Raw genomic sequence first — 21551 nt, 5'->3', positions numbered from 1 at the left:
GTCCGGGGCCCTGCGCTCGTACGCGCGGATCAGCTGCCGACGAAGGCCGCCAGCAGCAGCCAGACCACCGGGGCGGTCGGCAGCAGCGAGTCCAGGCGGTCCATGATGCCGCCGTGGCCGGGCAGCAGGGTGCCCATGTCCTTGATCCCGAGGTCGCGCTTGATCATCGACTCGCCCAGGTCGCCCAGGGTCGCGGTGACCGCCGCGCAGCCGCCCAGGATCAGGCCCTGCCACCAGCTGCCGTCGTCGATGATCAGCTGCATCAGCAGCGCGCCCGCCAGCATCGACAGCGCGATGCCGCCGGCCAGGCCCTCGCGGGTCTTGCCGGGGCTGATCGTCGGGGCCAGCTTGGTCTTGCCGAACTTGTAGCCCACGGCGTAGGCGCCGGTGTCGCTGCAGATGGTGACGATCAGGAAGAGCACGATCCGCTGCGGGCCGTCGTCGGCCGCCAGCATCATCGCCACGAAGGTGGCCAGGAACGGCACGTAGAAGGCGGTGAACACCCCCGCCGTTATGTCCCGCAGGTAGTTCTCCGGCGGCTCGGCCATCCGCCAGACCATCACCGCCAGCCCGGTCAGCGCGAGCGAGGCCGCGGCCCACTGGATCCCGGACCAGTAGCCGGTGGCGACCATGGCGATGCCGCCGACGACCAGCGGGACCAGCGGTGCCTTGATCTGCTTGCGCTCGGCGAGCCGGCTGGTCAGCTCCCAGACGCCGACCGCCACCGCGGCCATCACGACGACCAGGAACAGCGCCTTCACCACGAACAGCGAGGCGACGATCACCGCGCCGAGACCGACCCCCACGCCTATGGCGGCCTGGAGGTTACGGCCACCGCGCTGCTTGCGCGGCTGCGGCTGCGGGTCGGGCTGGGCGGCCACGGGTGTCTCCTGCCCTGGGTGGGACAACGGCACGAAGTGGGGGTGCCCGGCCGCCGGGTGGCTGGGCGGCGGCGCGGGATGCACCGGTGCCCCCGGGTACGGCGGGGTGCCGTGGCCGGGGGCGGGGGAGGCGTCGTCGGATATCGCGCGCAGCACGACCGTCTCCGTCACGCCGGGCGGTGCGGTCTCGGGTTGCTCGTCCCGGAACAGCGGGCCGCTCAGCCGGCCGGCCTGGCGGCCGGGGCCCGCAGCGGGATCGGCCGGTCCGGTGCCGACCGGCGCACCGGGAGGCGGGCCGGGGTCGGCCGGTACGGGAGGCATGACCTGAGTCTCCTCCGCGTCGCCGCCCCAGTACACCGGAGGCTGCTGCGAGTGATCCGAACGGAGGCCCGGCTCCGCGGGAGCGCCGCCCGGCGCTCCCGGGTGGCCGGGGTGTCCCTGGGCCGGCGCCTGCTCGCCGTACCCCGGCGCCGGGTGGGCCGGGGTACGGGGTGCCTGAGGCTGCGGCGCCGGGCGGTAGGGCTGGAACTGCTGGTCGGACGGGCCCCAGTAGCCAGGGGCGTCAGGGGCGTCGTTCATCAGACCTCGAGCAGCTCGGCTTCCTTGTGCTTCAGCAGCTCGTCGACGTGGGCCACGTACTTGGCCGTGGTGTCGTCGAGCTCCTTCTCGGCGCGGCGGCCGTCGTCCTCGCCGACCTCGCCGTCCTTGACCAGCTTGTCGATGGCGTCCTTGGCCTTGCGGCGCACCGAACGGATCGAGACCTTGGCGTCCTCGCCCTTGGTGCGGGCGATCTTGATGAACTCCCGGCGGCGCTCCTCGGTGAGCTCCGGCAGCACCACGCGGATGATCGAACCGTCGTTGGACGGGTTGACGCCCAGGTCGGAGTCGCGGATCGCCTGCTCGATGGCCTTCAGCGCGGTCTTGTCGAACGGCGAGACGACCGCCATCCGCGGCTCCGGCACCGAGAACGAGGCCAGCTGGTTGATCGGCGTGATGGCGCCGTAGTACTCCGCGACGATCTTGGCGAACATCGCCGGGTGCGCGCGGCCGGTGCGGATCGCCGCGAGGTCGTCCTTGGCGACGCTGACGGCCTTCTCCATCTTCTCCTCGGCCTCGAGGAGGGTCTCTTCGATCACTGTGGTCTCCCTGTCCGGTTCATCTGCGGTTGTTCCGACCGGTGTCGGCGCGGTGGCCGGTCGCGGCGCCCGCGCCGTTCCGTACGGCTGGCTGCTGCTCAGGCCCGGACAGAATCCTGGCTGATGAGTGTGCCGATCTTCTCACTCTTCACCGCACGCGCGATATTGCCCTCCGCCAGCAGTTCGAACACCAGCATCGGGAGGTTGTTGTCCTTGCACAGCGTGATCGCGGTGAGGTCGGCCACCTTGAGGTCGCGCGCGATGACCTCGGAGTACTCCAGCGCGTCGAACTTCACCGCGTCCGGGTTGGTGCGCGGGTCGGAGTCGTAGACGCCGTCCACGCCGTTCTTGCCCATGAGCAGGACGTCGGCGTGGATCTCCAGCGCGCGCTGGACGGCCGTGGTGTCGGTGGAGAAGTACGGCATGCCCATACCCGCGCCGAAGATCACCACGCGGCCCTTCTCCAGGTGCCGGACGGCCCGCAGCGGCAGGTACGGCTCGGCGACCTGGCCCATGGTGATGGCGGTCTGGACCCGGGTCTCGATGCCCTCCTTGACCAGGAAGTCCTGCAGCGCCAGGCAGTTCATCACGGTGCCGAGCATGCCCATGTAGTCGGAGCGGGCCCGGTCCATGCCGCGAACCTGCAGCTCGGCGCCCCGGAAGAAGTTGCCGCCGCCGATGACCACCGCGACCTCGGTACCGGCGCGGACGACCGTGGCGATCTCGCGGGCGATCGCGTGCACGACGTCCGGGTCGACGCCGAGCCCGCCGCCACCGGCGAAGGCTTCACCGGACAGCTTCAGCAGCACCCGGCGGCGCGAGCCGTCCCTGGGGTCCTGCGCGGTCTCCTGCGTCTCCTGCATGGACTTCTCCTTTTTGCACCTACTGGTCACAGGCGCGGGTGTGCGGATGCCCCGCCTGCGCGTACACGCGAGGAGGCCACTGCCGCGGGAACCGGTTCGGTGTCCTGCACGGCAATGGCCTCCTCGTCGTTCATGGTGCCGACGCGAGCCCGCCCGTGGACGGTTGGCGCTGGGTGAGCCCGTTCGGCGTTCCTCCCGCCCCGGTCAGCGGGCGGGGGCGGTTCCCAGCGTAAGGGGGCCGGGGACCAGGTGGAACGTCGCTCAGGCGCCGACGCGGAAGCGGGCGAAGCGCTTGAGGGCGACGCCGTTCTCCTCGAGGACCTTGGCAACGGTCTTCTTGTTGTCCTTCGCGAAGGCCTGCTCCAGGACGGAGTTCTCCTTCACGAAGCCGGTGACGCGGCCCTCGACGATCTTCGGCAGGGCGGCCTCCGGCTTGCCCTCCTCGCGCGCGGTGGCCTCGGCGACGCGGCGCTCGTTGTCGAGCTCCTCGGCCGGGATCTCCTCGCGGGACAGGTACTTCGGAGCGAACGCGGCGATGTGCTGCGCGACGTCCTTGGCGACCTCGGCGTTCTCCTTGTCCAGCTCGACCAGGACGCCGACGGCCGGCGGCAGGTCGGGGCTGGTCTTGTGCAGGTAGACCGCGACGAAGCCGTCACCGTCGAACTGCGCGAAGCGACGGAAGACGATCTTCTCGCCCAGGGTCGCGTTGGCCTCGTCCACGAACTGCTGGACGGTCTTGCCGGGCTCGATCTCGGAGGCCAGGGCGGCGTCCAGGTCGGCCGGGGCGCTCTTGGCGACGTGGGCGGCGATCGCGTCGGCGACCTTGACGAAGTTGTCACCCTTGGCGACGAAGTCGGTCTCGCAGTTCAGCTCGACCAGGACGCCGGACTTCTTGTCCTCGGCGATCAGAGCGGCAACGGCGCCGTTGGAGGCGTCGCGGCCCTCGCGCTTGGCAACGCCCTTCTGGCCCTTGATGCGCAGGAGCTCGACGGCCTTCTCGACGTTGCCCTCGGCCTCGTCCAGGGCCTTCTTGCAGTCCATCATGCCGGCGCCGGTGAGCTCACGGAGCTTCTTGACGTCCGCGGCGGTGAAGTTCGCCATGGTGTGAATCTCTTCTCGCGTCTCGCGTGTCTGCGTGGAGTTGCGCCGGGACCGGTGGTTCGGTCCCGGCGCGGGAGAGAGGGGCACCTGCCGGCTTCGTACCGGCGGGTGCCCCTCACCCTTGGTACGTCAGGCCTGCTCGGCCGGAGCCTCGGCGGCCGGGGCCTCGGCGGCGGCGGGGGCCTCCTCGGCCTTCTTCTCGCCCTCGAGGATGTCCTTCTCCCAGTCGGCCAGCGGCTGGTCGGCACCCGGCTCGGCCTTGGCGTCGCCCTTGGCGACACCGGCGCGGGCCTTCAGGCCCTCGGCCACGGCGTCGGCGATCACGCGGGTCAGCAGGGTGACGGAGCGGATGGCGTCGTCGTTGCCCGGGATCTTGTAGTCGACCTCGTCCGGGTCACAGTTGGTGTCGAGGATGGCGACGACCGGGATGTTGAGCTTCCGGGCCTCGCCGACCGCGATGTGCTCCTTCTTGGTGTCCACGATCCAGACGGCGCTGGGAACGCGCTGCATGTCGCGGATACCGCCGAGGGTCTTCTCCAGCTTGTCGTGCTCGCGCTGGAGGACCAGGAGCTCCTTCTTGGTGAGGCCGGAGCCGGCCACGTCCGAGAAGTCCAGCTCGCCGAGCTCCTTGAGGCGCTGCAGGCGCTTGTAGACGGTCGAGAAGTTGGTCAGCATGCCGCCGAGCCAGCGCTGGTTCACGTAGGGCATGCCCACGCGGGTGGCCTGCTCGGCGATGGCCTCCTGGGCCTGCTTCTTCGTGCCGACGAAGAGGACGCTGCCGCCGTGGGCAACGGTCTCCTTGATGAACTCGAAGGCGCGGTCGATGTAGTTCAGCGACTGCAGGAGGTCGATGATGTAGATGCCGTTGCGCTCGGTGATGATGAAGCGCTTCATCTTCGGGTTCCAGCGGCGGGTCTGGTGACCGAAGTGGACGCCGCTCTCCAGCAGCTCCCGCATCGTGACGACGGCCATTGCCGTGCTCCTCAGGTGTTACGGCCCGGCGGGGGCAGCTCCTCGGAGCGATCGCCCACGGCCGGGTCAGTCTCGGTTTGTCCGTGGCGGCCAGGTGACAGCCACGCCTGACGCCCCGAACGTGCCGAGCCGCTTCCGCCCGCTCGGCCCGGGGGCCGGTCGGGCTCGGCGGACCGAGCGGCACTCGCACCTGGCGGGGCCGCGGGAGAACCGCGTCCGACCGCCGGTGGCGGGGCGTGCGAAGTCGACCCGGCGGACCGGGTCGCGTGTGAAGTGTACGGGAAGCGCCGAGTGGCGGGCGACTTCACGAGCGGCCGCGGGGTCGCCGAGGAACCGGGAAGAACCCGGGAAGGGCCCGGACGGGCGGGCCGGCGTGGCGCGATGGCGGCCCCGGCCGGCGCTCGGGTGCTGGTCGGCTGCCTGCCCGCTGGCCGCCGCCGGCATGCCCCTTGTACACCGGATGGCGGCATCCGTACACCCGTCCGGGGGATAGCTATCGGTCCGGGGGCGGTTTGTCCACAGGCATCCGGATGTGGGTGGTGCGGGGGCGGTCCGAGCGGCGAGCCTTCCCGCATGGGTGGTCGCGCGTGGTTCGTCGGTGTCCGGAAGGCGGTCGCGGTGGGGGTGGTGATGGCGGTGGCGGGGGTGCCCGGGGCGCCGGGCGCCACCGGGGCCTCGGTGCCTGCGGGGGCCGCGGGCGCTGCGGGTGCCCCGGGTGCCTCGGGCGCTGCGGGTGCCTCGGGCGCTGCGGGTGCCTCGGGTGGCTCCGACGGCTCCGGTGGCTCCGGTGGCTCCGGCGGCTCGGGTGCTGCGAGGGCCTGGCCGGTGGGCGGGGCCGGCGGGGTCCTGGGGAGATTCGACCCGCCGTCGAAGCCCTGGGCCGCCGGACACCGGGGAGTGGACCTCGCCGCCGTGCCCGGGGCGGAGGTGCGGGCGGCCGCCGCCGGGGTGGTCGTGTTCTCCGGGCAGGTGGCGGGGCGTCCGGTGGTGACGGTCTCCCACCCGGGTTCGGGGTCTCCCCCGCTCCGGACCACCTACCTGCCCGTCGTCGGCACCCTCCCGGTCGGCACCCCGGTGGCCGCCGGGCAGGCGATCGGGCGGCTCGCCCCGGACGGGCGGCACTGCCCCGCACGCGACTGCCTGCACTGGGGACTGCTGCGCGCAGGCCGCTACCTAGACCCGCTGGCGCTGCTCGGCGCGGGCGCCGCACGGCTGCTGCCGGTGGGCCCGGAACCGGCGGGCGCCGGCCCCACGGGGGTGGAGCCGGCGGGGTCGGAGCCGACGGGGTCCGGGCGGGTACGGACGGGGTCCGGGCCTGCAGGGGCGGGGCGGGCGACGGTCGGGTGGGCGGTGGTCGGGCAGACGGTGGTCGGGCAGGCGTTGGCGGACGAGCTGCCGGTCACGCCCGGCTGAGGCCGTGCAACGCGAGGGCGACGGCGGTGTCCGCGATCTCCCAGGAACTCTCGGTCAGACAGCCGGCGCGGCCTCCCGCCACCTGCTCGGCCCGGCGGACGGCCGCCTCCACGACCCCCTGCAACAGCGCCGCGGCGAGCCGGGGCTGCTCGTGGCCCAGGTCCTCCAGCGCCTGGACGACCAGGCCGGCCAGCTTGCCGTGCGCCGCCCGGATGCGCTCGCGCGCGGCCTCGTCGAGTTCCAGCGCCGAGATCGCCACGACCGCGCGGTGGCGCGGGTCGGCGGCGAGCGCCAGCTGACCGCGGACGTACGCCTCGATCCGCTCGGCGGCCGTGTCGCAGCTCGCCATCCCGGCCTCGATCTCGGCCGCCCACAGCGGGAAGTCCACCTCGCAGAGCGCCTCGACCACCGCGGCGCGCGAGCGGAAGTACTCGTAGACCGAAGAGCGTGCCAGGCCGGTGCGCGCCGCGAGCGCGGGGAAGGTCAACGCCTCCTTGCCACCCTCGGTGAGCAGGGTGCGGGCAGCGTCGAGGAGGGCTGCCCGCTGCAGCTGGCGATGCTCGGCCACCGTGGCCGCTCGGATCTTCGGCACGCTCCCACTCTACGGAGCCCCACCCGACGGCCGATACGGCGCCGCGCACCGGAGGACCCGTGGCCCCCGCCCGGGGCGGTCCGGCCGACCGGGCCCGCACACCGCCGGGCCCGCACACCGCCGGACCGGCGCGCTACCGGACGTCCGAGAGCTTGGCCCGCAGCTGGAGGACGGACTTGGTGTGGATCTGACTCACCCGGCTCTCCGTCACCCCCAGCACCTGCCCGATCTCGGCGAGGGTGAGCCCCTCGTAGTAGTAGAGCGTCACCACGGTCTTCTCCCGCTCGGGGAGGGTGTTGATCGCTTGGGCCAGCAGTCTGCGCAGCTCGCGGTCCTCGGCCACCTCGACGGGGTTGTCCGCGCCGTGGTCCTCCAGGGTGTCCACCAGGCTCAGCCGGTCGCCGCCCTCCCCCACCGGGTGGAGCAGCTCGTCCAGCGCCACCACGTTGGCGAGCGACAGCTGACTGAAGATGGCGTGCAGGTCCTCGATCGCGATGCCCATCTCGGCGGCGACCTCGGGATCGTTCGGCGTCCGGCGCAGCCGGGCTTCCAGCGTCGCGTACGTCCGCTCGACCGCCTTCGCCTTCTGCCGCACCGAGCGCGGGATCCAGTCCAGGGCGCGCAGCTCGTCGATGATCGCGCCGCGGATGCGGCTGATCGCGTAGGTCTCGAACTTGATGGCGCGACCGATGTCGAACTTCTCGATCGCGTCGATCAACCCGAAGACCCCGGAGGAGACGAAGTCCGCCTGTTCGACGTTGGAGGGCAGGCCGACCCCGACGCGGCCCGCCACGTACTTGACGAGCGGTGAGTAGTGCAGGATCAGCTGCTCGCGCAGCCGCTGGTCACCGGTCTCCTTGTAGGAGCGCCAGAGCTCTTCGAGCGCGCTGCGCCCCTGGGTCGCGGCCTCCCGTCCGGTCGGTCCCGTGTCCGGGGGCGGGTCGGCGGCCGTGTCGGCGCTCCGGTGCGCGGACGGGTCCACCGACGGGTCGGCGGACCGGGCCGCCTCGGCGCCGCGGGCCGCGTCCGCGGGCTGGCCGGGCACCACCGTCGGCCGGCCGCCCTGCCGCGACAGGCCTCCCATCGTCCCCGCCGACTTGGACGGGAACTCGGTCGCCGGGCGCCGCTCGGTCCGCGGCCCTCCCGAGGACCGAGCGCCGCCGGTCACTCTGTGTCCGGGAATGTGTGTGGGCATACGTTGGTCTGCGCCGTTCTGCCGAGTCATGTGCTGATAGGGAAGGCATGTGGAGCGTAGCGTGACCGACTCACTGCAAAGCGCTACCGCCACTCGGTCGTCCCCCGATCCGGTGGCGTTCACTCACCGGATCCGGGCGCACCAGCGGCAGAACCGCATCTGCAGGTCAGCCGGGCCGTTCGGACGAGCCCTCCCTGGGCGCACGCGTGTTCTCCGCCCCCGCGCTCACCTCCTCCGCAGGACGCGCCAGTGCGCGCCGTGTCGCTCGACGTAGCCGAGCGAGCCCAATTCGTAGAGCCGCTGGAGCACTTCGTCCGGCGGGAGGCCCGATTGGCGGGCCAGTCGTTCGATGGGCGCACCCTCCGCCGTCGCCGGTACGGCCTCCAGCACCCGGGCCACCGCGGGCTCCAGCAGGTCGCGCGGCAGGACAGGGCCGCTGCGCTGCGGGGCCAGGTCCTCCCCGATCGCCCCGATCAACTCGGTGATCTCGGCCGCGTCGGTCACCAGCGTGGCGGCGCCGCTGCGGATCAGGGCGTGCACCCCGGCCGAGAGTTCCGAGGTCACCGGGCCGGCGACGCCCATGGTGTGGCGGTTGAGGTCCCGCGCCCGCCTGGCCGTGCTCAGGGCTCCGCTGCGCACGGCCGCCTCGACCACCACGGTGCCGCGGGTGAGCGCGGCGATGACCCGGTTCCGGAGGACGAAGCGGAAGCGGTTCGGGTGCTCCCCGGGCGGGAGTTCACTGACCAGCAGACCCTGGACACCGATCCGCCGGATGAGTTCGGCGTTGCCCTTGGGGTAGGCCACGTCGACTCCGCAGGCGAGCACGGCGACCGTCATCCCGCCGACGGCGAGTGCGCCGCGGTGGGCGGCCGCGTCGATCCCGTAGGCGGCGCCGGATACCACCACCCAGCCGCGCTCGGCCAGCTGGGCCGACAGCTCCCCGGCGACATGGGCGCCGTAGGCCGTGCAGGCGCGGGACCCCACCATCGCGACCGAGCGGAGCGCGAGCAGCCGGAGCGAGCCGGTACCGACCGTCCAGAGCCCGACCGGCCGGCCGTCGCCCAGGTCGTCGAGCTGGCTGGGCCATTCGGTGTCCCCCGGAATGATGAACCGGCCGCCGACGTGCCGTACCCGTTTCAGGTCCGTCTCCCCGTCCAGCCCCGGGAGTCTCGCCTGGTAGCCGGTCAGCCGGGCGGCGTCCAGGCCGGGGTGGTCGGGGACGGTGCCGGCCCGGATCGCCTCGACCACCTCGACGGCGGGGAGCCGGACGAGCCACCGGCCGACCACCGCGTCCCCGGGTTCACTGAGGCGGCTGAGCAGGGCGCGGGCGACGCGCTCGGATTCACGCGACGTTACGGTGTCGGCGGCGCCGCCGACACCGGCGCCGGCGGTGGCGGTGGCGGTGGCGGTGGCGGTGGCTCCGGTGGCGATGCCCTGGGGCTCGGCGCCCGCCGCGCACGGCGTTCGGGAGAGTCCCGCTTCGGAGCGCCCTGGGTGCGGGTGCTCGGGTCCGGGGCGCCCGGTTTGCGGGTGCTCCGGTTGGGGGTGCCCGGTTTGCGGGTGCCGCAGCATCCGGTTCATGCCTCGTCCTCCGTGTTCTCCGCAGCCTGACCCTGGGCCCCCGGTCGGCCGCCGTCGGGCGGGCCGCTGCGCTGGGCCGGAATCCCCCCGAGCCGACCGAAGATCCGCTCGCTCAGCGGCAACCCGTGCTCCACCCCGGTGCGCAGGACCAGGGCGGTGCGGACGTCCCGCTGGTCCGGCCGGTCCCGGCCGGCGAGATCGGCGACCGTCCAGGCGACCCGGAGCACCCGGTCCAGGCCGCGGGCGGTCAGCACCCCCCGCTCCAACTGGCGCGCGACGTCGTTGAGCGCGCCCGACGCGAGCTGCCAGCGGGTGCGCAACTCATGGCCGGGGACCTCCGCGTTGGTCCGCCACGGGGTGTTCGCCAGCCGGGCCGCCGCCCGCTCCCGTGCGGCCAGCACCCGGGCCGCGACGGTCTCGGTGCTCTCCGCCGAGGCGTCCCGCTCCATGAGCTCGGCCCGCGTCACCGGGGCGACCTGGACCTGGAGGTCGACCCGGTCGAGCAGCGGCCCGGACAGCCGGCCCTGGTAACGGCTGACCATCGCCGGGGTGCACTCGCAGCCCTCTCCCCGCCGGGAGTGCCGACCACACGGGCACGGGTTGGCCGCGAGGCACAGGAGGAAACGGGCCGGGAGCCGGAGCGACCCGGCCGAGCGGGCGATCACCACCTCGCCCGACTCCAGCGGCTGGCGTAGCGCGTCGAGAACCCGGACCGGGAACTCCGGAGCCTCGTCCAGGAACAGCACGCCCCGGTGGGCAAGCGAGACGGCGCCCGGTCTCGGCAGACCGCTGCCGCCGCCCACGATCGCGGGCATCGTGGTCGAGTGGTGCGGGGCGCAGTAGGGCGCGGTGTCGATCAGCGGACGCCCGGCCGGCAGCAGGCCCGCCACCGAGTGCACGGCGGTGACCTCCAGCGCCTCCTTCTGGGTCAGCGGCGGGAGCAGCGCGGGCAGCCGCTCCGCCAGCATGGTCTTCCCCGCGCCGGGCGGGCCCTTCAGGTAGAGGTGGTGTCCGCCGGCGGCGGCGATCTCCAGGGCTCGCCGCGCCTCGTACTGGCCGGCCACGTCGGCCATGTCGAGGCGGGCCGCCTTGTCGTCGGACAGGCCCCGCACGCTCGCGCTGGGCAGCATCAGCCCGGCCATCAGCGGATCGGGGCGGCCACCGATCGGATCGGGCGGTTCCTCCGGCGGCGGCGCGCCGGTCAGGATCGCGACCAGCTGGCGCAGGCTGCGGACGCCGATCACCGTCACCCCGGGGACGAGCGAGGCCTCGGGCGCGGTCTGCTCGGCGACCACGACCCGCTGGTAGCCCGCGTCGGCGGCCGCCAGCACCGACGGCAGCACCCCGCGCACCGGCCGCACCCGGCCGTCCAGCCCCAGCTCGCCGATGATCAGCAGTTCGGCGATGGACGAGGGGTCGAGCCGTTCGGCGGCGGCCAGCACGGCGCAGGCCACCGCGAGGTCGAAACCGCTGCCGCTCTTGGGCACCGAGGCGGGGCTGAGGCCGACCGTGAGCTTGCGCTGCGGCCACGCCTCGCCGCTGTTGACCACGGCGGCGCGGACCCGGTCGCGGGCCTCGGTGAGCGCCTTGTCGGGCAGGCCGACCAGGGTGAACGCGGCCACCCCGGGCTCCAGATCGGCCTGGACCTCGACGATCACCCCGTCGACGCCGACCAGCGCGACGGAACAGGTTCGGGCGAAGGCCATGTCAGACCACCCCCCGCAGGTGGTCGACCACGGCCGCACCCCGCGCCCGGTTGACCACGGCGACCAGGTCGATCCGCACCCCGCCCGGCGGGGCGGGGGGCCAGTGCGGGTCCGTCGGCGCCGCGCCGTCGTCGACCCCGGCCAGCCGGGCGAAGTGCCCGGGCCAGCGCTCGGCCATCCAGCGCTCGGCCAGTCGCCGCAGCCGCGCGGCCTTGGTCTGGTCGATGGCCTCGGTGGGCTGCTGGAAGCCCCGCTCGGAGCGGGTCTTCACCTCGCAGACCGCGACCGTGTCGCCGTCGAGGGCGACGATGTCCAGCTCGCCCTCGGCACAGCGCCAGTTGGCGTCCAGGATGCGGAGCCCGGCTTCCGCGAGGTGGCGGGCGGCGACCCGCTCGCCGTAGCGGCCGAGCCCGTTGTTGGTGCTGCGCTCCGGGCTCCCTCGCGTTGTGCCCCCGGGCACGGCCGCGTCCGGTACGGCCTGGTCCTGCACGACGGTGTGCTGCATGGTGACCACCTCCGCCGAGGAGGCTGCACGACCGCGTGCCTCGGGGTCCGGAAATTCCGTTTCCCTGTGGATAACTCGGGTCGACCGACGTTTTCCGTCACCCGCAAGGGTGAGAAGCCCCGGCCCCGCGATATTCGGCTGGACAACGCGGGAGGGAGTCGTCCAACGTCAGTTCCCGAAGCCGGACTCGTCCGAGGGCAGCTCCAGGTCGCTCTTCGCGAGTTCCTCGATGTTCACGTCCTTGAAGGTCAGCACCCGGACCTTGCGGACGAACCGGGCCGGCCGGTACATGTCCCAGACCCACGCATCCGCCATCGACACCTCGAAGAACACCTCGCCCTGGACCGAGTGCACCTGCAGCTCGTAGTCATTGGTGAGGTAGAACCGTCGTTCGGTCTCGATCACGTACTTGAACAGGCCGACGACGTCCCGGTACTCCCGGTAGAGCTTGAGCTCCATCTCGGTCTCGTACTTCTCGAGATCTTCGGCACTCATCCAGGCGTCCCCTCAACTTGTCACGTCCACCCATTGTGGACCACCGCACCCACGGTCAGAGCCGTACCGGATCCACCGGCGGGCCCTCGACCAGCAGCCGTTCCAGGAAGTCGGCGAGGCCGACCGGATAGACCGTCTCGGCGGTGCCCCTCAGTTCCTCGAGCGTCCACCAGCGCGTCGCGAGCAGCTGGGCGTGTTCGTCCGCGCCCATGGCCGAGTGGTCCAGGCCCGTCTCCGCGGTCCGGGCCAGGTGGAACCACTGCTCCTGCTCGTAGCGCTGTCCCCGAAAGGAGAACGACACCGTGCCGTACGCCACCACGGGCCCCAGGTCCACGCCCCGCAAGCCGGTCTCCTCCGCGAGCTCCCGCGCGGCGGCCTCGCGCACGTCCTCCCCCGCCTCCAAACCGCCACCGGGCGTGAACCACCACGTCTCCCCGGGGACGGCCGGGTCGGCGCCCAGGAAGAGGAGGATGCGGTCCAGCCCGTCCAGCAGCAGGATCCGCGCCGCCTTGCGGCGCTGTGCGGTCATGGCAGCCCTCCCCACTCCTTCCGTTCGCACCGGTGGCGCTACCGATCCTGCCACCCGGCGCGGCCGTCCGGGGCGATGTTCGACAGAGCGGCCCGCTCCGCGACGGCCGCGTTCAGGAGTTCCGCCCCCGGCGCAGTCGGCGGGCCAGGCCCGCCACCCCGCCGACCGCCGTGGTCACCAGGATCAGCGCCGCGCCGCCGACGCTGGCGTAGGCGGCGGGCTCCAGCGGGCCGGGCCGCGAGGTCTTCGCCCCGGCGAAGCCGTCGAAGGCCGTGGTCCGGTCGAGCAGGCCCGCGCGGCCGAAGGGCTGCAGGGTGGCCTCGACCCTGGCCTCGACGGCGTCGGCCGGCACGGTCCCGCCGTCGACCTCCAGGTGGGTGCGGGAGTCGAGCGAGCCGACCCGGTTGTCGCCGAGCAGGAACAGCCGGCCTGCCGGCACGGTCACGCCGAACGACTCGCCCTGCCGCCCCTGCGTCGCCAGGTAGGGCTCGTCCACCGGCTGTCCGTTGACCGTCAGCCGGTGGTTGTCCCCGCTGCTGGCGACGGTGTCCCCGCCGACCGCGACCACCCGCTTGACCATGAGCTCGCCGCCCCAGGCCTGGTCCCGGAAGACCACCACGTCGCCCCGGCCGACGGCCCCGCCGGCGACCTTGCGGGCGAGCACGGTGTCCCCGACCTGCAGCGTCGGGTGCATCGAGGCGGTGGGGATCTTGTACGGCCGGTAGTCGACCGCGATCAGGGCGAAGCCGCCGACCATCAGCACCAGCCCGAGCGCCAGCGCGACGCCCTGCAGCACCGCGCCGGGCCGACGGCGCTCGGGGGCGGGCGCGGCCGGGCGGTCGGCCGTCTGGTCCACGACACTGCTCATCGACACCGTCCACCTCTGGCCGACCGGAGAACACTGGCACGCCGGAGGCACCGGCGGGAACGCCGACGGGCCGTGGCACGTCCGAGCAGATTACTCGTCGGTACCACGGCCCGCGCAAGGGTCGGGGGCAAGCCGGTGGAGCTCAGGACTCCTTCCGGCGCTCCTCCCGGCCCCGCACCCGGCGCACCAGCGGGAGCAGGGCGACGGCTCCCACCGCACCGGCCACGGGGGGCGCCATCGGCGCGGCCGCCGCCAGGCCCTTCTGGTCGAAGGTGTCCGGCACCGGCAGCGTCGACCAGTGGTCGATCGGCCAGGCCACCACGAAGGCGCGTCCGATCACGTTGTCCACCGGCACGGTGCCGCCGCCCGGCTGGTCCATGTGGAAGCGGGAGTCCAGCGAGTTGGCGCGGTGGTCGCCCATCACCCAGATCCGGCCCTTCGGCACCTTGACCGGTGCGAAGGGGTGGTCACCGCAGGGGGTGTTGCCCTGGTAGACGTACGGCTCGTTCAACGCGACGCCGTTCACCTTGACCGGTCCCTCGCCCTCGCACTCGACGGTGTCCCCGCCGACCGCGATGACCCGCTTGATCAGGTCCTTCTCGTTGGCGGAGGGCATCAGGCCGACGAAGCTGAGCACGTCCTGCAGTCCGCGGACGAAGGAGTTGCTGCTCTGCGGGGTCGGCTCGTCGTTCAGCCAGCCGCCCGGGTCGTGGAAGACCACGACCTCGCCGCGCTCGGGCTCGGCCCCGAACCAGGGGGTCAGCTTGTCCACCAGGACGCGGTCGCCGACCTGCAGCGTGTTCTGCATCGACTCCGACGGAATGGAGAACGCCTGGACGAAGAAGGTCTTGATCACGAGCGCGAGGATCAGCGCGATCCCGACCAGGATCGGCAGTTCCTTCCAGAACGAGCGCTGCTTGGGCGGTTTCGCCGGAGCCTGCGACTCCGACCCGTCCGCCGGCCCGGAGTCCGGGCGCGAGGATTCCGGCGAGTCCTCGGCCCCGGCGCCCTGCTCGTCGGCGGTCTGGGCCGCGGCGTCGTCGACCGCGGCCGAGGACGCCGACGGTTCGGCGGACCGGGCCGCCCGACGGCCTGGGCCCTCGGGCTCTCCGGCACCCGAGCGGGCGCCGATCACCAAATCCCCCACAACGTCTCCTCCCTGCTGTGCGGACGCCCGCGCGCCCGCGCTCAGAGTGCCGCACAGCGGGCACCACGCTCGCCAGGACCATGAACGCCTCAGGGCTGCCCACCGCGGGCTCCCCTGACACCAGCACAGCCTCGGCGCGCGACCGGGACCACTCCCGGCCGCACCTGCACTTCTCTATCACTCCGAGGCATCCGGCTCGCGGTCCCACACGCGAGGCCCAGCCGGTCGGCGGCCCGCGCCGCTCAATCCGGAGGCCGCCGCGGCCGACGAACGACGAACGACGAACGGAAGGATGCCCAACACACCCATAACGAGCGGAGGTTCTTCAGGAAGCGGCCCAACGCCCACGGATTCCGCGGCAGTTCCACCGGCCTGCGGGGTCCGCGCGGGAGAGGAGAGTGAACTCGGCACGTCGAGTTGATGGAAGCGGTCCAGCGGCCAGGCGATCACGAACGCGCGACCGACCACGCCGCTCAGCGGGATCGTGCCCTGGCCCGGATTGCCCATGTGGAAGCGGGAGTCGGCGGAGACGTCCCGGTGGTCGCCCATGACCCACAGCCGCCCGTGCGGCACCTTCACCTTGAAGGGCTGGCGGGACGGCGGGTTGCCGGGCGCGAGGTAGGTCTCGTCCACCGGTTGGCCGTTGACGCTGAGCCGCCCCTGCGCGTCACAGCACTCGACGGTGTCCCCGCCGACGCCGATCACCCGCTTGATCAGGTCCTGCTCGTTGTCGGACGGCAGCAGGCCCACGAAGGTCAGCACGTGCTTGGCCCCGGCCAGCACCGGACCGTCGCCGGAGGGCTTGCGGTCGCTCTCCAGCCAGCCGCCCGGGTCCTTGAACACCACCACGTCGCCGCGCTGCGGCTCGCTGCCGAACCAGGGGGTCAACTTGTCCACGAGCACCCGGTCGCCGATCCGGATGGTCTCCTCCATCGAGCCCGAGGGGATCACGAACACCTGGATCAGGAAGGTCTTCATCACCAGCGCCACCAGCAGGGCCACCAGGATGATCATCGGGATCTCGCGCACCAGCGACCGCTTGCGCCGGCGGGCCGCCCGTCGGGCGGTGCGGCGGCGCTCGGCCCGGCCGCGTACCGGCGCAGCCGTGGCGGGCCCGGCGCTCTGCGGACCGGTGCCGGCCGGCCCGTCGACCGGGCGCTCGGCGATCCGGCCCCTACCTCTGGTCCCCATGACCACCCGTCCCCGCAGTCGCGGCGAAGACCGCGGGCCGGTCCAGGCCGGTCCAACGCGAGAACGGGTAGACCACCCAGTCCGCGCGCCCGATCACCTTCTCCTCCGGCACGAAGCCGCCGCCGGGCTCACCGAGGTGGTCGCGGGAGTCCCGGGAGGCGCTGCGGTGGTCGCCCATCACCCACAGCTCACCGGTCGGCACCACCACGTCGAAGGCCACGCTCGACGCGTCGTCCCCCGGGGACAGGTAGGAGGTCTCGTCCACCGGAACGCCGTTGACGGTGATCGGCGCGCCCGGGCCGGTGCTGGTCACCCGGTCCCCGCCGACGCCGATCACGCGCTTGACGTAGACGGTGTTCCCGGCCGGGGCCAGTCCGAGGTCCCGGGCGAGCGCACGCACCTGGTCCCCGAAGCCCTTCGGCTTCGACGGCTCGGGGAGGAAGGAGCCCGTCCCGTCGAAGACCACGACGTCGCCCCGCTGGGGGTGGCCGCCGAAGGCGTATGCCAGCTGGTTGGCGAGCAGCCGGTCACCGGGGCGCAGGGTGTCCTCCATCGAACCGGAGGGCACCGTGAACGGGCGCGCCACGAAGGCGTTCACCAGCAGCAGGGCCACCAGGCAGATCCCCGCCAAGAGCAGCAGGTCGTGCGAGCGCGAGTGGCCCGGTTCCTCCTCCTGCTCCGCGACCGGCTCCGCGACCGGCTCCGTGACGGGCTCCACGACCGGCTTCCCGTCCCGGTCGGAGCCCCGGTCGGAGTTCTGCTCCGAGCCCTGCTCCGAGCCCTCGCCGGCTTCCCCGCCGGCTTCCGGGCCGGCTCCGGCGGCAGCGGCGCCGGCGGCTCCGCCAGCGGCTCCTCCGGCGACGGCAACCACCGTCCCGTTCGTCGCTTCCCCGGGCACGGCCCGGGAATCCGCCCCCGCGCTTCCCCCGGGAACGACCGCGGACCGCGACAGCGAGTCCGCACCGGTGGGTGCGGGACTGCCGTCGCGGTCCGCGGGTGGTTCGTGCGTGCTCATCGGGGGGTGAGCTTACCGTGCGGCCGTTCGGCCCCCCAGAGCGATCCGGTTCCCCGGCGAGGCCGGGGGCCGGTGGATCAGCGGTCGCGCTTCTCCTTGATCTTCGCGGCCTTGCCGCGGAGGTCACGCAGGTAGTACAGCTTGGCGCGGCGAACCGCACCGCGGGTCACGACCTCGATCTTCTCGACGACCGGGGTGTGCACCGGGAAGGTGCGCTCCACGCCGACGTTGAAGCTGACCTTGCGGACGGTGAAGGTCTCACCGATACCGGCGCCGTGGCGGCGGATGACGACGCCCTGGAAGACCTGGACACGGGAGCGGTTGCCCTCGATGACCCGGACGTGGACCTTCAGGGTGTCACCGGCGCGGAAGGCCGGAATGTCGCTACGCAGCGAGGCCGCGTCGACAGCAGCGAGCTTGTTGCTCATGTTGCTCTCCATCGCAGGCGCCACGGGCCGCCCACGGAAAATCGTCACAATGGGGTCTGCTGCGGGCCGCATCGGCTGACGACGATCCCCCCGTGGCGGGGGCGCCGGTCCACGTGCCCCCTACCAGAAGGGACCAGCGACAGACAGCAGCGGCCTATTCTTCCACATCACCGGCCACGGACCGAAATCGGCCGAGCCGCTCGTCCCAGGCGAGGCCGAGGACGCCGAGCGCCTCCCGGTCCTTCTTGTCGAAGGCGCCGTACTGCCAGCGCTCGATCAGGTCGGGCCGGTTCGCCAGGGTGCGGGCGAAGGCCTGCTCCCGACGCCAGCGGGCGATCCGGCCGTGGTTGCCGCTGAGCAGCACGTCCGGCACGGTGCGCCCGCGCCACTCGGCGGGCTTGGTGTAGACCGGGCCCTCCAGCAGGTCGGCCATCGCGCCCGGCGCGAAGGAGTCGTCGCGGTGGGACTCGGCGTTGCCCAGCACCCCGGGGAGCAGTCGGGCGATCGCCTCGACCATCACCAGCACCGCGACCTCGCCGCCGGCCAGCACGTAGTCGCCGATCGAGGCCTCGACCACCGGCATCCGGGTGGCCGCCTCCTCGATCACCCGGCGGTCGATGCCCTCGTACCGCGCGGGGGTGAAGGCCAGCCAGGGCCGACCGGCCAGCTCCTGGGCGAGTTCCTGGGTGAACGGGCGCCCGCTCGGGGTCGGCACGACCAGCGTAGGCAGCTCGCCCTCGGGCCCGGCGGCGACCACCGCGTCCAGCGCCTCGCCCCACGGCTCGGGCTTCATCACCATGCCGGGACCGCCGCCGTACGGACTGTCGTCCACCGTGCGGTGCACGTCGTGGGTCCACTCCCGCAGGTCGTGGACGTGCACGTCCAGCTGCCCGCGCGCGCGGGCCTTGCCGACCAGCGAGATGTCCAGCGGCTCCAGGTACTCGGGGAAGATCGTGACGACGTCGATCCGCATCCCGCTCTGCACCGCGTCGCCCGGCACGCCGCCGCTCTCCGCGAAGGTCACTCCGACTCCTCCGGACCCTCGGAGCCGTCCGAACCCTCGGAGCCCTCGGAGCTCTCGGAGCCCTCGGAGCTCTCGGAGCCCTCGGCCGCCGACGACGTTCCGGCGACCTCGGCCTGCTCCGGGTCGATCAGCCCGGCCGGCGGGGTGATCACCGCACGCTGGTTCTCCAGGTCGATGGTCGGCACGATCTGGCTGACGAAGGGCACCAGCACCTCCGTCCCGTCGGCCTTCTTCACCGTGAGCAGGTCCTGGTACGGCAGGTGGACGACCTCGGTGAGCTCGCCGACCAGGGTGCCGTCGAGCAGCACGACGTCCAGGCCGATCAGCTGGTGGTCGTAGTACTCCTCCGGGTCGTCCGGGCGCTCCTCCGGGTCGACCTCGGAGATGAGCAGGGTGCCCCGCAGCGCCTCCGCCGCGTTGCGGTCCTTGACGCCGACGAAGCGCAGCAGCAGCCGGCCGCTGTGCACCCGACCGGACTCGACGGTCAGCGGCCCGGCCGACGCGGGGTCGGTGAGCACGACCGCACCCGGCCCGAGCCGGAGCTCCGGCTCGTCGGTGCGGACCTCGACACTGACGTCCCCCCTGATGCCGTGGGCACGGCCGATCCGGCCGACGACGAGCTGCACGGTGATCGTTCTCCTGGAGTTCCTGAGCCTGAGCCGAAACGGGAAGCCCGACGCGCTGCGAAGGGCCGGTTGCGATGGTTGGTGCCCGGTACGCGCCGGAGGGGCGAGCGGGCGGGACGCGCGGAAACGAGAAGGGCCGACCGGGACGCATGGCGTCCCGGTCGGCCCGAGCCCTGACGGCTGAACGAGCAGCTGCGTCAGCGAACGTTGTCCACGTCGACCAGGTCGACCCGGACGTTGCGACCGCCGAGGGCGCCGACCACGGTGCGCAGAGCACGCGCCGTCCGGCCGCCCCGGCCGATCACCTTGCCGAGGTCATCGGGGTGCACCCGCACCTCGATGGTGTTGCCCCGACGCAGGTTGCGCGAGCGCACCTGCACCTCGTCGGGGTGCTCGACGATGCCCTTCACCAAGTGGTCCAGGGCGTCCTCGATCACGATCAGGCCTCGGCGGCGGCGTCGGCCTCAGCCTCGGCCTTGTCCGACTTCTTGGCCTTCGGGGTGATGGCGACGCCGGTGGTGGCGTCCTCGAAGCCGGCGACGGCCTTGGCGAACAGGTGCGAGAAGTCCTCGACCTTCGGCTCCGCGACCTTCAGCGGGGCCGGAGCCGGCAGGCCCTTGAACTTCTGCCAGTCGCCGGTCAGCTTCAGGATGGCGAGCACCGGCTCGGTCGGCTGGGCGCCGACGGACAGCCAGTACTGGGCGCGGTCGCTGTCGACCTCGATCTTCGAGGGGTTGTAGGTCGGCTGGTAGATGCCGATCTCCTCGATCGCGCGGCCGTCACGCTTGGTGCGCGAGTCGGCGACGACGATGCGGTAGTGCGGGGAGCGAATCTTGCCGAGACGCTTGAGCTTGATCTTGACTGCCACGGGAGTGGATTCTCCTGGTGTTGACGTGGGTGAGCGGGTCGCCATCGCGTGGGGTTGCGGGGCGGACCGTTCAAGGGACACGCCAGCCGTAGGAGAGAGGGGTCCTGCTCGGCTGCCGAGTACTCAGCTGTCCATTCTGCCATACCGGCGAGAACCGCCTGCACCCGGGCCGGGCGGCGATCAGGGCTCGACCGGGAGCCCCCGCTCCCGGTCCAGCCCACGGACCCACCGCCGTACTGCTCTTCGGTTGTACGGCCGCCCCGTTCAGAGGCGTCCTGCGCAGGGGCATCCCGTGCAGAGGCTCCCTGTTCCGGGGCACTCCGTCCAGGTCGTCCCGTTCACGCCTGTCGCGCCGCTCGCTCCGGCCGGGCCGCTGCCCGCACAGCAGGCCGCCGGACCGCCGACCGCTTACGCGATCTTGAACGGCTGCTGGCACGCGCCGCAGACGATGGACGCCTGCGCGAGGACCGACGGCACGACCCGGACGTTGCGCCCGCAGCCGCAGACCGCCTTGACCCGGACGCCGCCCCCGGAGGAGCCGTGCCGGGCGGCCGGGCCGCGGAAGGCGCGGGTCACGCCGTCACCGGCCACCGCCTCCTGGTGCGCGCCGAGGGCGCGGTCCAGGCGCTCGATGGTGCCGGCGTAGCGCTCCTGGGTCTCCTTGAGCATGGTCACCTGGGAGAAGCCGCTGCTCGCGTGCGGTTCGACCGGGTGCGCCAGACCGAGCTCGGAGGCGAGCATCAGGAAGCGCCGGTTGTGGTAGCGGCCGGCCCGCGAGGTGTCCCGGATGTCCCGGGCCGCGGCCAGACCATGGGCAGCCTCGTGGAGGAGCCGCTCGAAACCGAGTCGCGTCCCACAGGCCGAGGAGGACTCGCCGATCAGGGCCTCGGGCGAGGCCAGGTCGGGGAGGTCCTGGTGATAGGCCTGGATGTCACTCCAGGCGGCGGCCAGTTCGGCCGCGAGAACGAGGGGCTGTGTCGTGCTCACGCTAGACCAACGATGGAGTGCGAGCCGATGTTCCGCATGTTCCCGTCCTCCGGGAATTCACAGGGAACTCCCAGGAATGCAAGGCTGCGCGCGAATTGCACGCTCCGGATCTGACGCAAGACCAACCCCCTGCCGGTTTCGGCCCGTCGCAGAGTCGGCGGGCCTGGTGAATTCCGCCCGGGGGGCGGGCTGTCGCCCCCAGGACGTACGGCCCGTGGTCCCGCCGATTGACAGGGCCACGGGCCGTACACCGTACCGCTATTCCGTTAATACCGGGAGTTGACCGGCCAGTAGGGATGTCCACTGACCGCACTCCTCCGGAAGAGTTACCGGATTCTTACCCATCCGCATTCCGGGCAAATGTCGCCGCCGACGGTCATTACCCGCAGGTAACGCACATCGCGCGGACATCGTCCGGACGCGGAACG

23 protein-coding genes are annotated in these 21551 nt (G+C 72.7%); 1 reads left to right on the top strand and 22 read right to left on the bottom strand.

Going from position 1 to position 21551, the window contains the following annotated elements:
* Positions 1-29: 29 nt before the first annotated feature.
* The 5 genes from ACZ6Y7_RS31745 to rpsB all read right to left on the bottom strand — a co-directional run bounded on the left by ACZ6Y7_RS31745 (position 30) and on the right by rpsB (position 4953).
* Positions 30-1202, bottom strand: coding sequence for a phosphatidate cytidylyltransferase (locus ACZ6Y7_RS31745; RefSeq protein WP_465761376.1), 1173 nt, complete (start codon positions 1200-1202; stop codon positions 30-32).
* Positions 1203-1459: 257 nt separating this feature from the next.
* Positions 1460-2017: a ribosome recycling factor gene (gene frr, locus ACZ6Y7_RS31740; RefSeq protein WP_465761375.1), complete on the bottom strand. Its 558-nt coding sequence runs from the start codon at positions 2015-2017 to the stop codon at positions 1460-1462.
* A gap of 98 nt (positions 2018-2115) precedes the next feature.
* On the bottom strand, positions 2116-2880 hold the full coding sequence (gene pyrH / locus ACZ6Y7_RS31735) for a UMP kinase (RefSeq protein ID WP_329929692.1): 765 nt from the start codon (positions 2878-2880) through the stop codon (positions 2116-2118).
* 261 nt (positions 2881-3141) lie between these two features.
* Positions 3142-3981: a translation elongation factor Ts gene (gene tsf / locus ACZ6Y7_RS31730; RefSeq protein ID WP_402224737.1), complete on the bottom strand. Its 840-nt coding sequence runs from the start codon at positions 3979-3981 to the stop codon at positions 3142-3144.
* A gap of 129 nt (positions 3982-4110) precedes the next feature.
* Complete coding sequence (gene rpsB / locus ACZ6Y7_RS31725; RefSeq protein WP_402224735.1) at positions 4111-4953, bottom strand: 30S ribosomal protein S2; 843 nt, start codon at positions 4951-4953, stop codon at positions 4111-4113.
* Between the two features lie 897 nt (positions 4954-5850).
* Here rpsB and ACZ6Y7_RS31720 point away from each other — a divergent pair.
* Positions 5851-6366 (top strand): peptidoglycan DD-metalloendopeptidase family protein, encoded by a 516-nt coding sequence (locus ACZ6Y7_RS31720; protein ID WP_465761374.1) that lies wholly within the window; start codon positions 5851-5853, stop codon positions 6364-6366.
* Here the strand turns inward: ACZ6Y7_RS31720 and ACZ6Y7_RS31715 are convergent.
* The 17 genes from ACZ6Y7_RS31715 to ACZ6Y7_RS31635 form a co-directional block, all read right to left on the bottom strand.
* Positions 6353-6934 (bottom strand): TetR/AcrR family transcriptional regulator, encoded by a 582-nt coding sequence (locus tag ACZ6Y7_RS31715; protein WP_465761417.1) that lies wholly within the window; start codon positions 6932-6934, stop codon positions 6353-6355. The genes ACZ6Y7_RS31720 and ACZ6Y7_RS31715 overlap by 14 nt on opposite strands.
* A 157-nt stretch (positions 6935-7091) precedes the next feature.
* Positions 7092-8042 carry an RNA polymerase sigma factor WhiG gene (gene whiG / locus ACZ6Y7_RS31710; RefSeq protein WP_465761373.1) on the bottom strand — a complete coding sequence of 317 codons (951 nt, stop codon included), beginning with the start codon at positions 8040-8042 and terminating at the stop codon, positions 7092-7094.
* 336 nt (positions 8043-8378) lie between these two features.
* Positions 8379-9725 (bottom strand): DNA-processing protein DprA, encoded by a 1347-nt coding sequence (gene dprA, locus ACZ6Y7_RS31705; protein WP_465761416.1) that lies wholly within the window; start codon positions 9723-9725, stop codon positions 8379-8381.
* 5 nt (positions 9726-9730) lie between these two features.
* A complete protein-coding gene (locus ACZ6Y7_RS31700) occupies positions 9731-11440 on the bottom strand; it encodes a YifB family Mg chelatase-like AAA ATPase (protein ID WP_465761372.1) in 1710 nt (569 codons plus the stop codon).
* A gap of 1 nt (position 11441) precedes the next feature.
* Entirely contained in the window at positions 11442-11945 is a 504-nt protein-coding gene (locus ACZ6Y7_RS31695) for a YraN family protein (RefSeq protein ID WP_465761371.1), read from the bottom strand.
* Positions 11946-12113: 168 nt separating this feature from the next.
* The gene (locus tag ACZ6Y7_RS31690) at positions 12114-12440 is read right to left on the bottom strand and encodes a DUF2469 domain-containing protein (RefSeq protein WP_030056781.1); all 327 of its coding nucleotides are present in this window, start codon (positions 12438-12440) and stop codon (positions 12114-12116) included.
* A 55-nt stretch (positions 12441-12495) separates the two neighbouring features.
* The gene (locus ACZ6Y7_RS31685) at positions 12496-12969 is read right to left on the bottom strand and encodes an NUDIX hydrolase (protein ID WP_465761370.1); all 474 of its coding nucleotides are present in this window, start codon (positions 12967-12969) and stop codon (positions 12496-12498) included.
* A 112-nt stretch (positions 12970-13081) separates the two neighbouring features.
* The gene (lepB, locus tag ACZ6Y7_RS31680; RefSeq protein WP_465761369.1) at positions 13082-13837 is read right to left on the bottom strand and encodes a signal peptidase I; all 756 of its coding nucleotides are present in this window, start codon (positions 13835-13837) and stop codon (positions 13082-13084) included.
* A 142-nt stretch (positions 13838-13979) separates the two neighbouring features.
* The gene (gene lepB / locus ACZ6Y7_RS31675; RefSeq protein ID WP_465761368.1) at positions 13980-14984 is read right to left on the bottom strand and encodes a signal peptidase I; all 1005 of its coding nucleotides are present in this window, start codon (positions 14982-14984) and stop codon (positions 13980-13982) included.
* Positions 14985-15161: 177 nt separating this feature from the next.
* Positions 15162-16175, bottom strand: coding sequence for a signal peptidase I (gene lepB, locus ACZ6Y7_RS31670; RefSeq protein ID WP_465761367.1), 1014 nt, complete (start codon positions 16173-16175; stop codon positions 15162-15164).
* On the bottom strand, positions 16159-16893 hold the full coding sequence (lepB, locus tag ACZ6Y7_RS31665; protein ID WP_465761366.1) for a signal peptidase I: 735 nt from the start codon (positions 16891-16893) through the stop codon (positions 16159-16161). Before lepB (ACZ6Y7_RS31665) ends, lepB (ACZ6Y7_RS31670) begins: the two co-directional genes overlap by 17 nt.
* A gap of 374 nt (positions 16894-17267) precedes the next feature.
* A complete protein-coding gene (gene rplS, locus ACZ6Y7_RS31660; protein ID WP_030306736.1) occupies positions 17268-17618 on the bottom strand; it encodes a 50S ribosomal protein L19 in 351 nt (116 codons plus the stop codon).
* Positions 17619-17772: 154 nt separating this feature from the next.
* Positions 17773-18591, bottom strand: coding sequence for a tRNA (guanosine(37)-N1)-methyltransferase TrmD (trmD, locus tag ACZ6Y7_RS31655; protein ID WP_465761415.1), 819 nt, complete (start codon positions 18589-18591; stop codon positions 17773-17775).
* A gap of 47 nt (positions 18592-18638) precedes the next feature.
* Positions 18639-19268 (bottom strand): ribosome maturation factor RimM, encoded by a 630-nt coding sequence (rimM, locus tag ACZ6Y7_RS31650; RefSeq protein WP_465761365.1) that lies wholly within the window; start codon positions 19266-19268, stop codon positions 18639-18641.
* 197 nt (positions 19269-19465) lie between these two features.
* Positions 19466-19705 carry an RNA-binding protein gene (locus tag ACZ6Y7_RS31645; RefSeq protein WP_402224709.1) on the bottom strand — a complete coding sequence of 80 codons (240 nt, stop codon included), beginning with the start codon at positions 19703-19705 and terminating at the stop codon, positions 19466-19468.
* 2 nt (positions 19706-19707) lie between these two features.
* Positions 19708-20136, bottom strand: a complete 429-nt coding sequence (gene rpsP, locus ACZ6Y7_RS31640; protein ID WP_097236094.1) for a 30S ribosomal protein S16 — start codon at positions 20134-20136, stop codon at positions 19708-19710.
* Between the two features lie 408 nt (positions 20137-20544).
* Entirely contained in the window at positions 20545-21123 is a 579-nt protein-coding gene (locus ACZ6Y7_RS31635; protein ID WP_402224707.1) for a hypothetical protein, read from the bottom strand.
* Between the last annotated feature and the right edge of the window lie 428 nt (positions 21124-21551).

It is taken from the genome of Kitasatospora sp. NPDC053308 (genome assembly GCF_055585785.1).
This window is presented reverse-complemented; position numbering and strand designations above follow the sequence as displayed.

Excerpts from the sequence above, each read along its gene's own strand:
- ACZ6Y7_RS31745 (WP_465761376.1), bottom strand. The coding sequence starts at position 1,202 with ATGCCTCCCGTACCGGCCGACCCCGGCCCGCCTCCCGGTGCGCCGGTC.
- pyrH (WP_329929692.1), bottom strand. The coding sequence starts at position 2,880 with ATGCAGGAGACGCAGGAGACCGCGCAGGACCCCAGGGACGGCTCGCGC.
- tsf (WP_402224737.1), bottom strand. The coding sequence starts at position 3,981 with ATGGCGAACTTCACCGCCGCGGACGTCAAGAAGCTCCGTGAGCTCACC.
- rpsB (WP_402224735.1), bottom strand. The coding sequence starts at position 4,953 with ATGGCCGTCGTCACGATGCGGGAGCTGCTGGAGAGCGGCGTCCACTTC.
- whiG (WP_465761373.1), bottom strand. The coding sequence starts at position 8,042 with ATGGGAGGCCTGTCGCGGCAGGGCGGCCGGCCGACGGTGGTGCCCGGC.
- dprA (WP_465761416.1), bottom strand. The coding sequence starts at position 9,725 with ATGCTGCGGCACCCGCAAACCGGGCACCCCCAACCGGAGCACCCGCAA.
- ACZ6Y7_RS31700 (WP_465761372.1), bottom strand. The coding sequence starts at position 11,440 with ATGGCCTTCGCCCGAACCTGTTCCGTCGCGCTGGTCGGCGTCGACGGG.
- ACZ6Y7_RS31695 (WP_465761371.1), bottom strand. The coding sequence starts at position 11,945 with ATGCAGCACACCGTCGTGCAGGACCAGGCCGTACCGGACGCGGCCGTG.
- ACZ6Y7_RS31690 (WP_030056781.1), bottom strand. The coding sequence starts at position 12,440 with ATGAGTGCCGAAGATCTCGAGAAGTACGAGACCGAGATGGAGCTCAAG.
- ACZ6Y7_RS31685 (WP_465761370.1), bottom strand. The coding sequence starts at position 12,969 with ATGACCGCACAGCGCCGCAAGGCGGCGCGGATCCTGCTGCTGGACGGG.
- lepB (WP_465761369.1), bottom strand. The coding sequence starts at position 13,837 with ATGAGCAGTGTCGTGGACCAGACGGCCGACCGCCCGGCCGCGCCCGCC.
- lepB (WP_465761367.1), bottom strand. The coding sequence starts at position 16,175 with ATGGGGACCAGAGGTAGGGGCCGGATCGCCGAGCGCCCGGTCGACGGG.
- rplS (WP_030306736.1), bottom strand. The coding sequence starts at position 17,618 with ATGAGCAACAAGCTCGCTGCTGTCGACGCGGCCTCGCTGCGTAGCGAC.
- trmD (WP_465761415.1), bottom strand. The coding sequence starts at position 18,591 with ATGCGGATCGACGTCGTCACGATCTTCCCCGAGTACCTGGAGCCGCTG.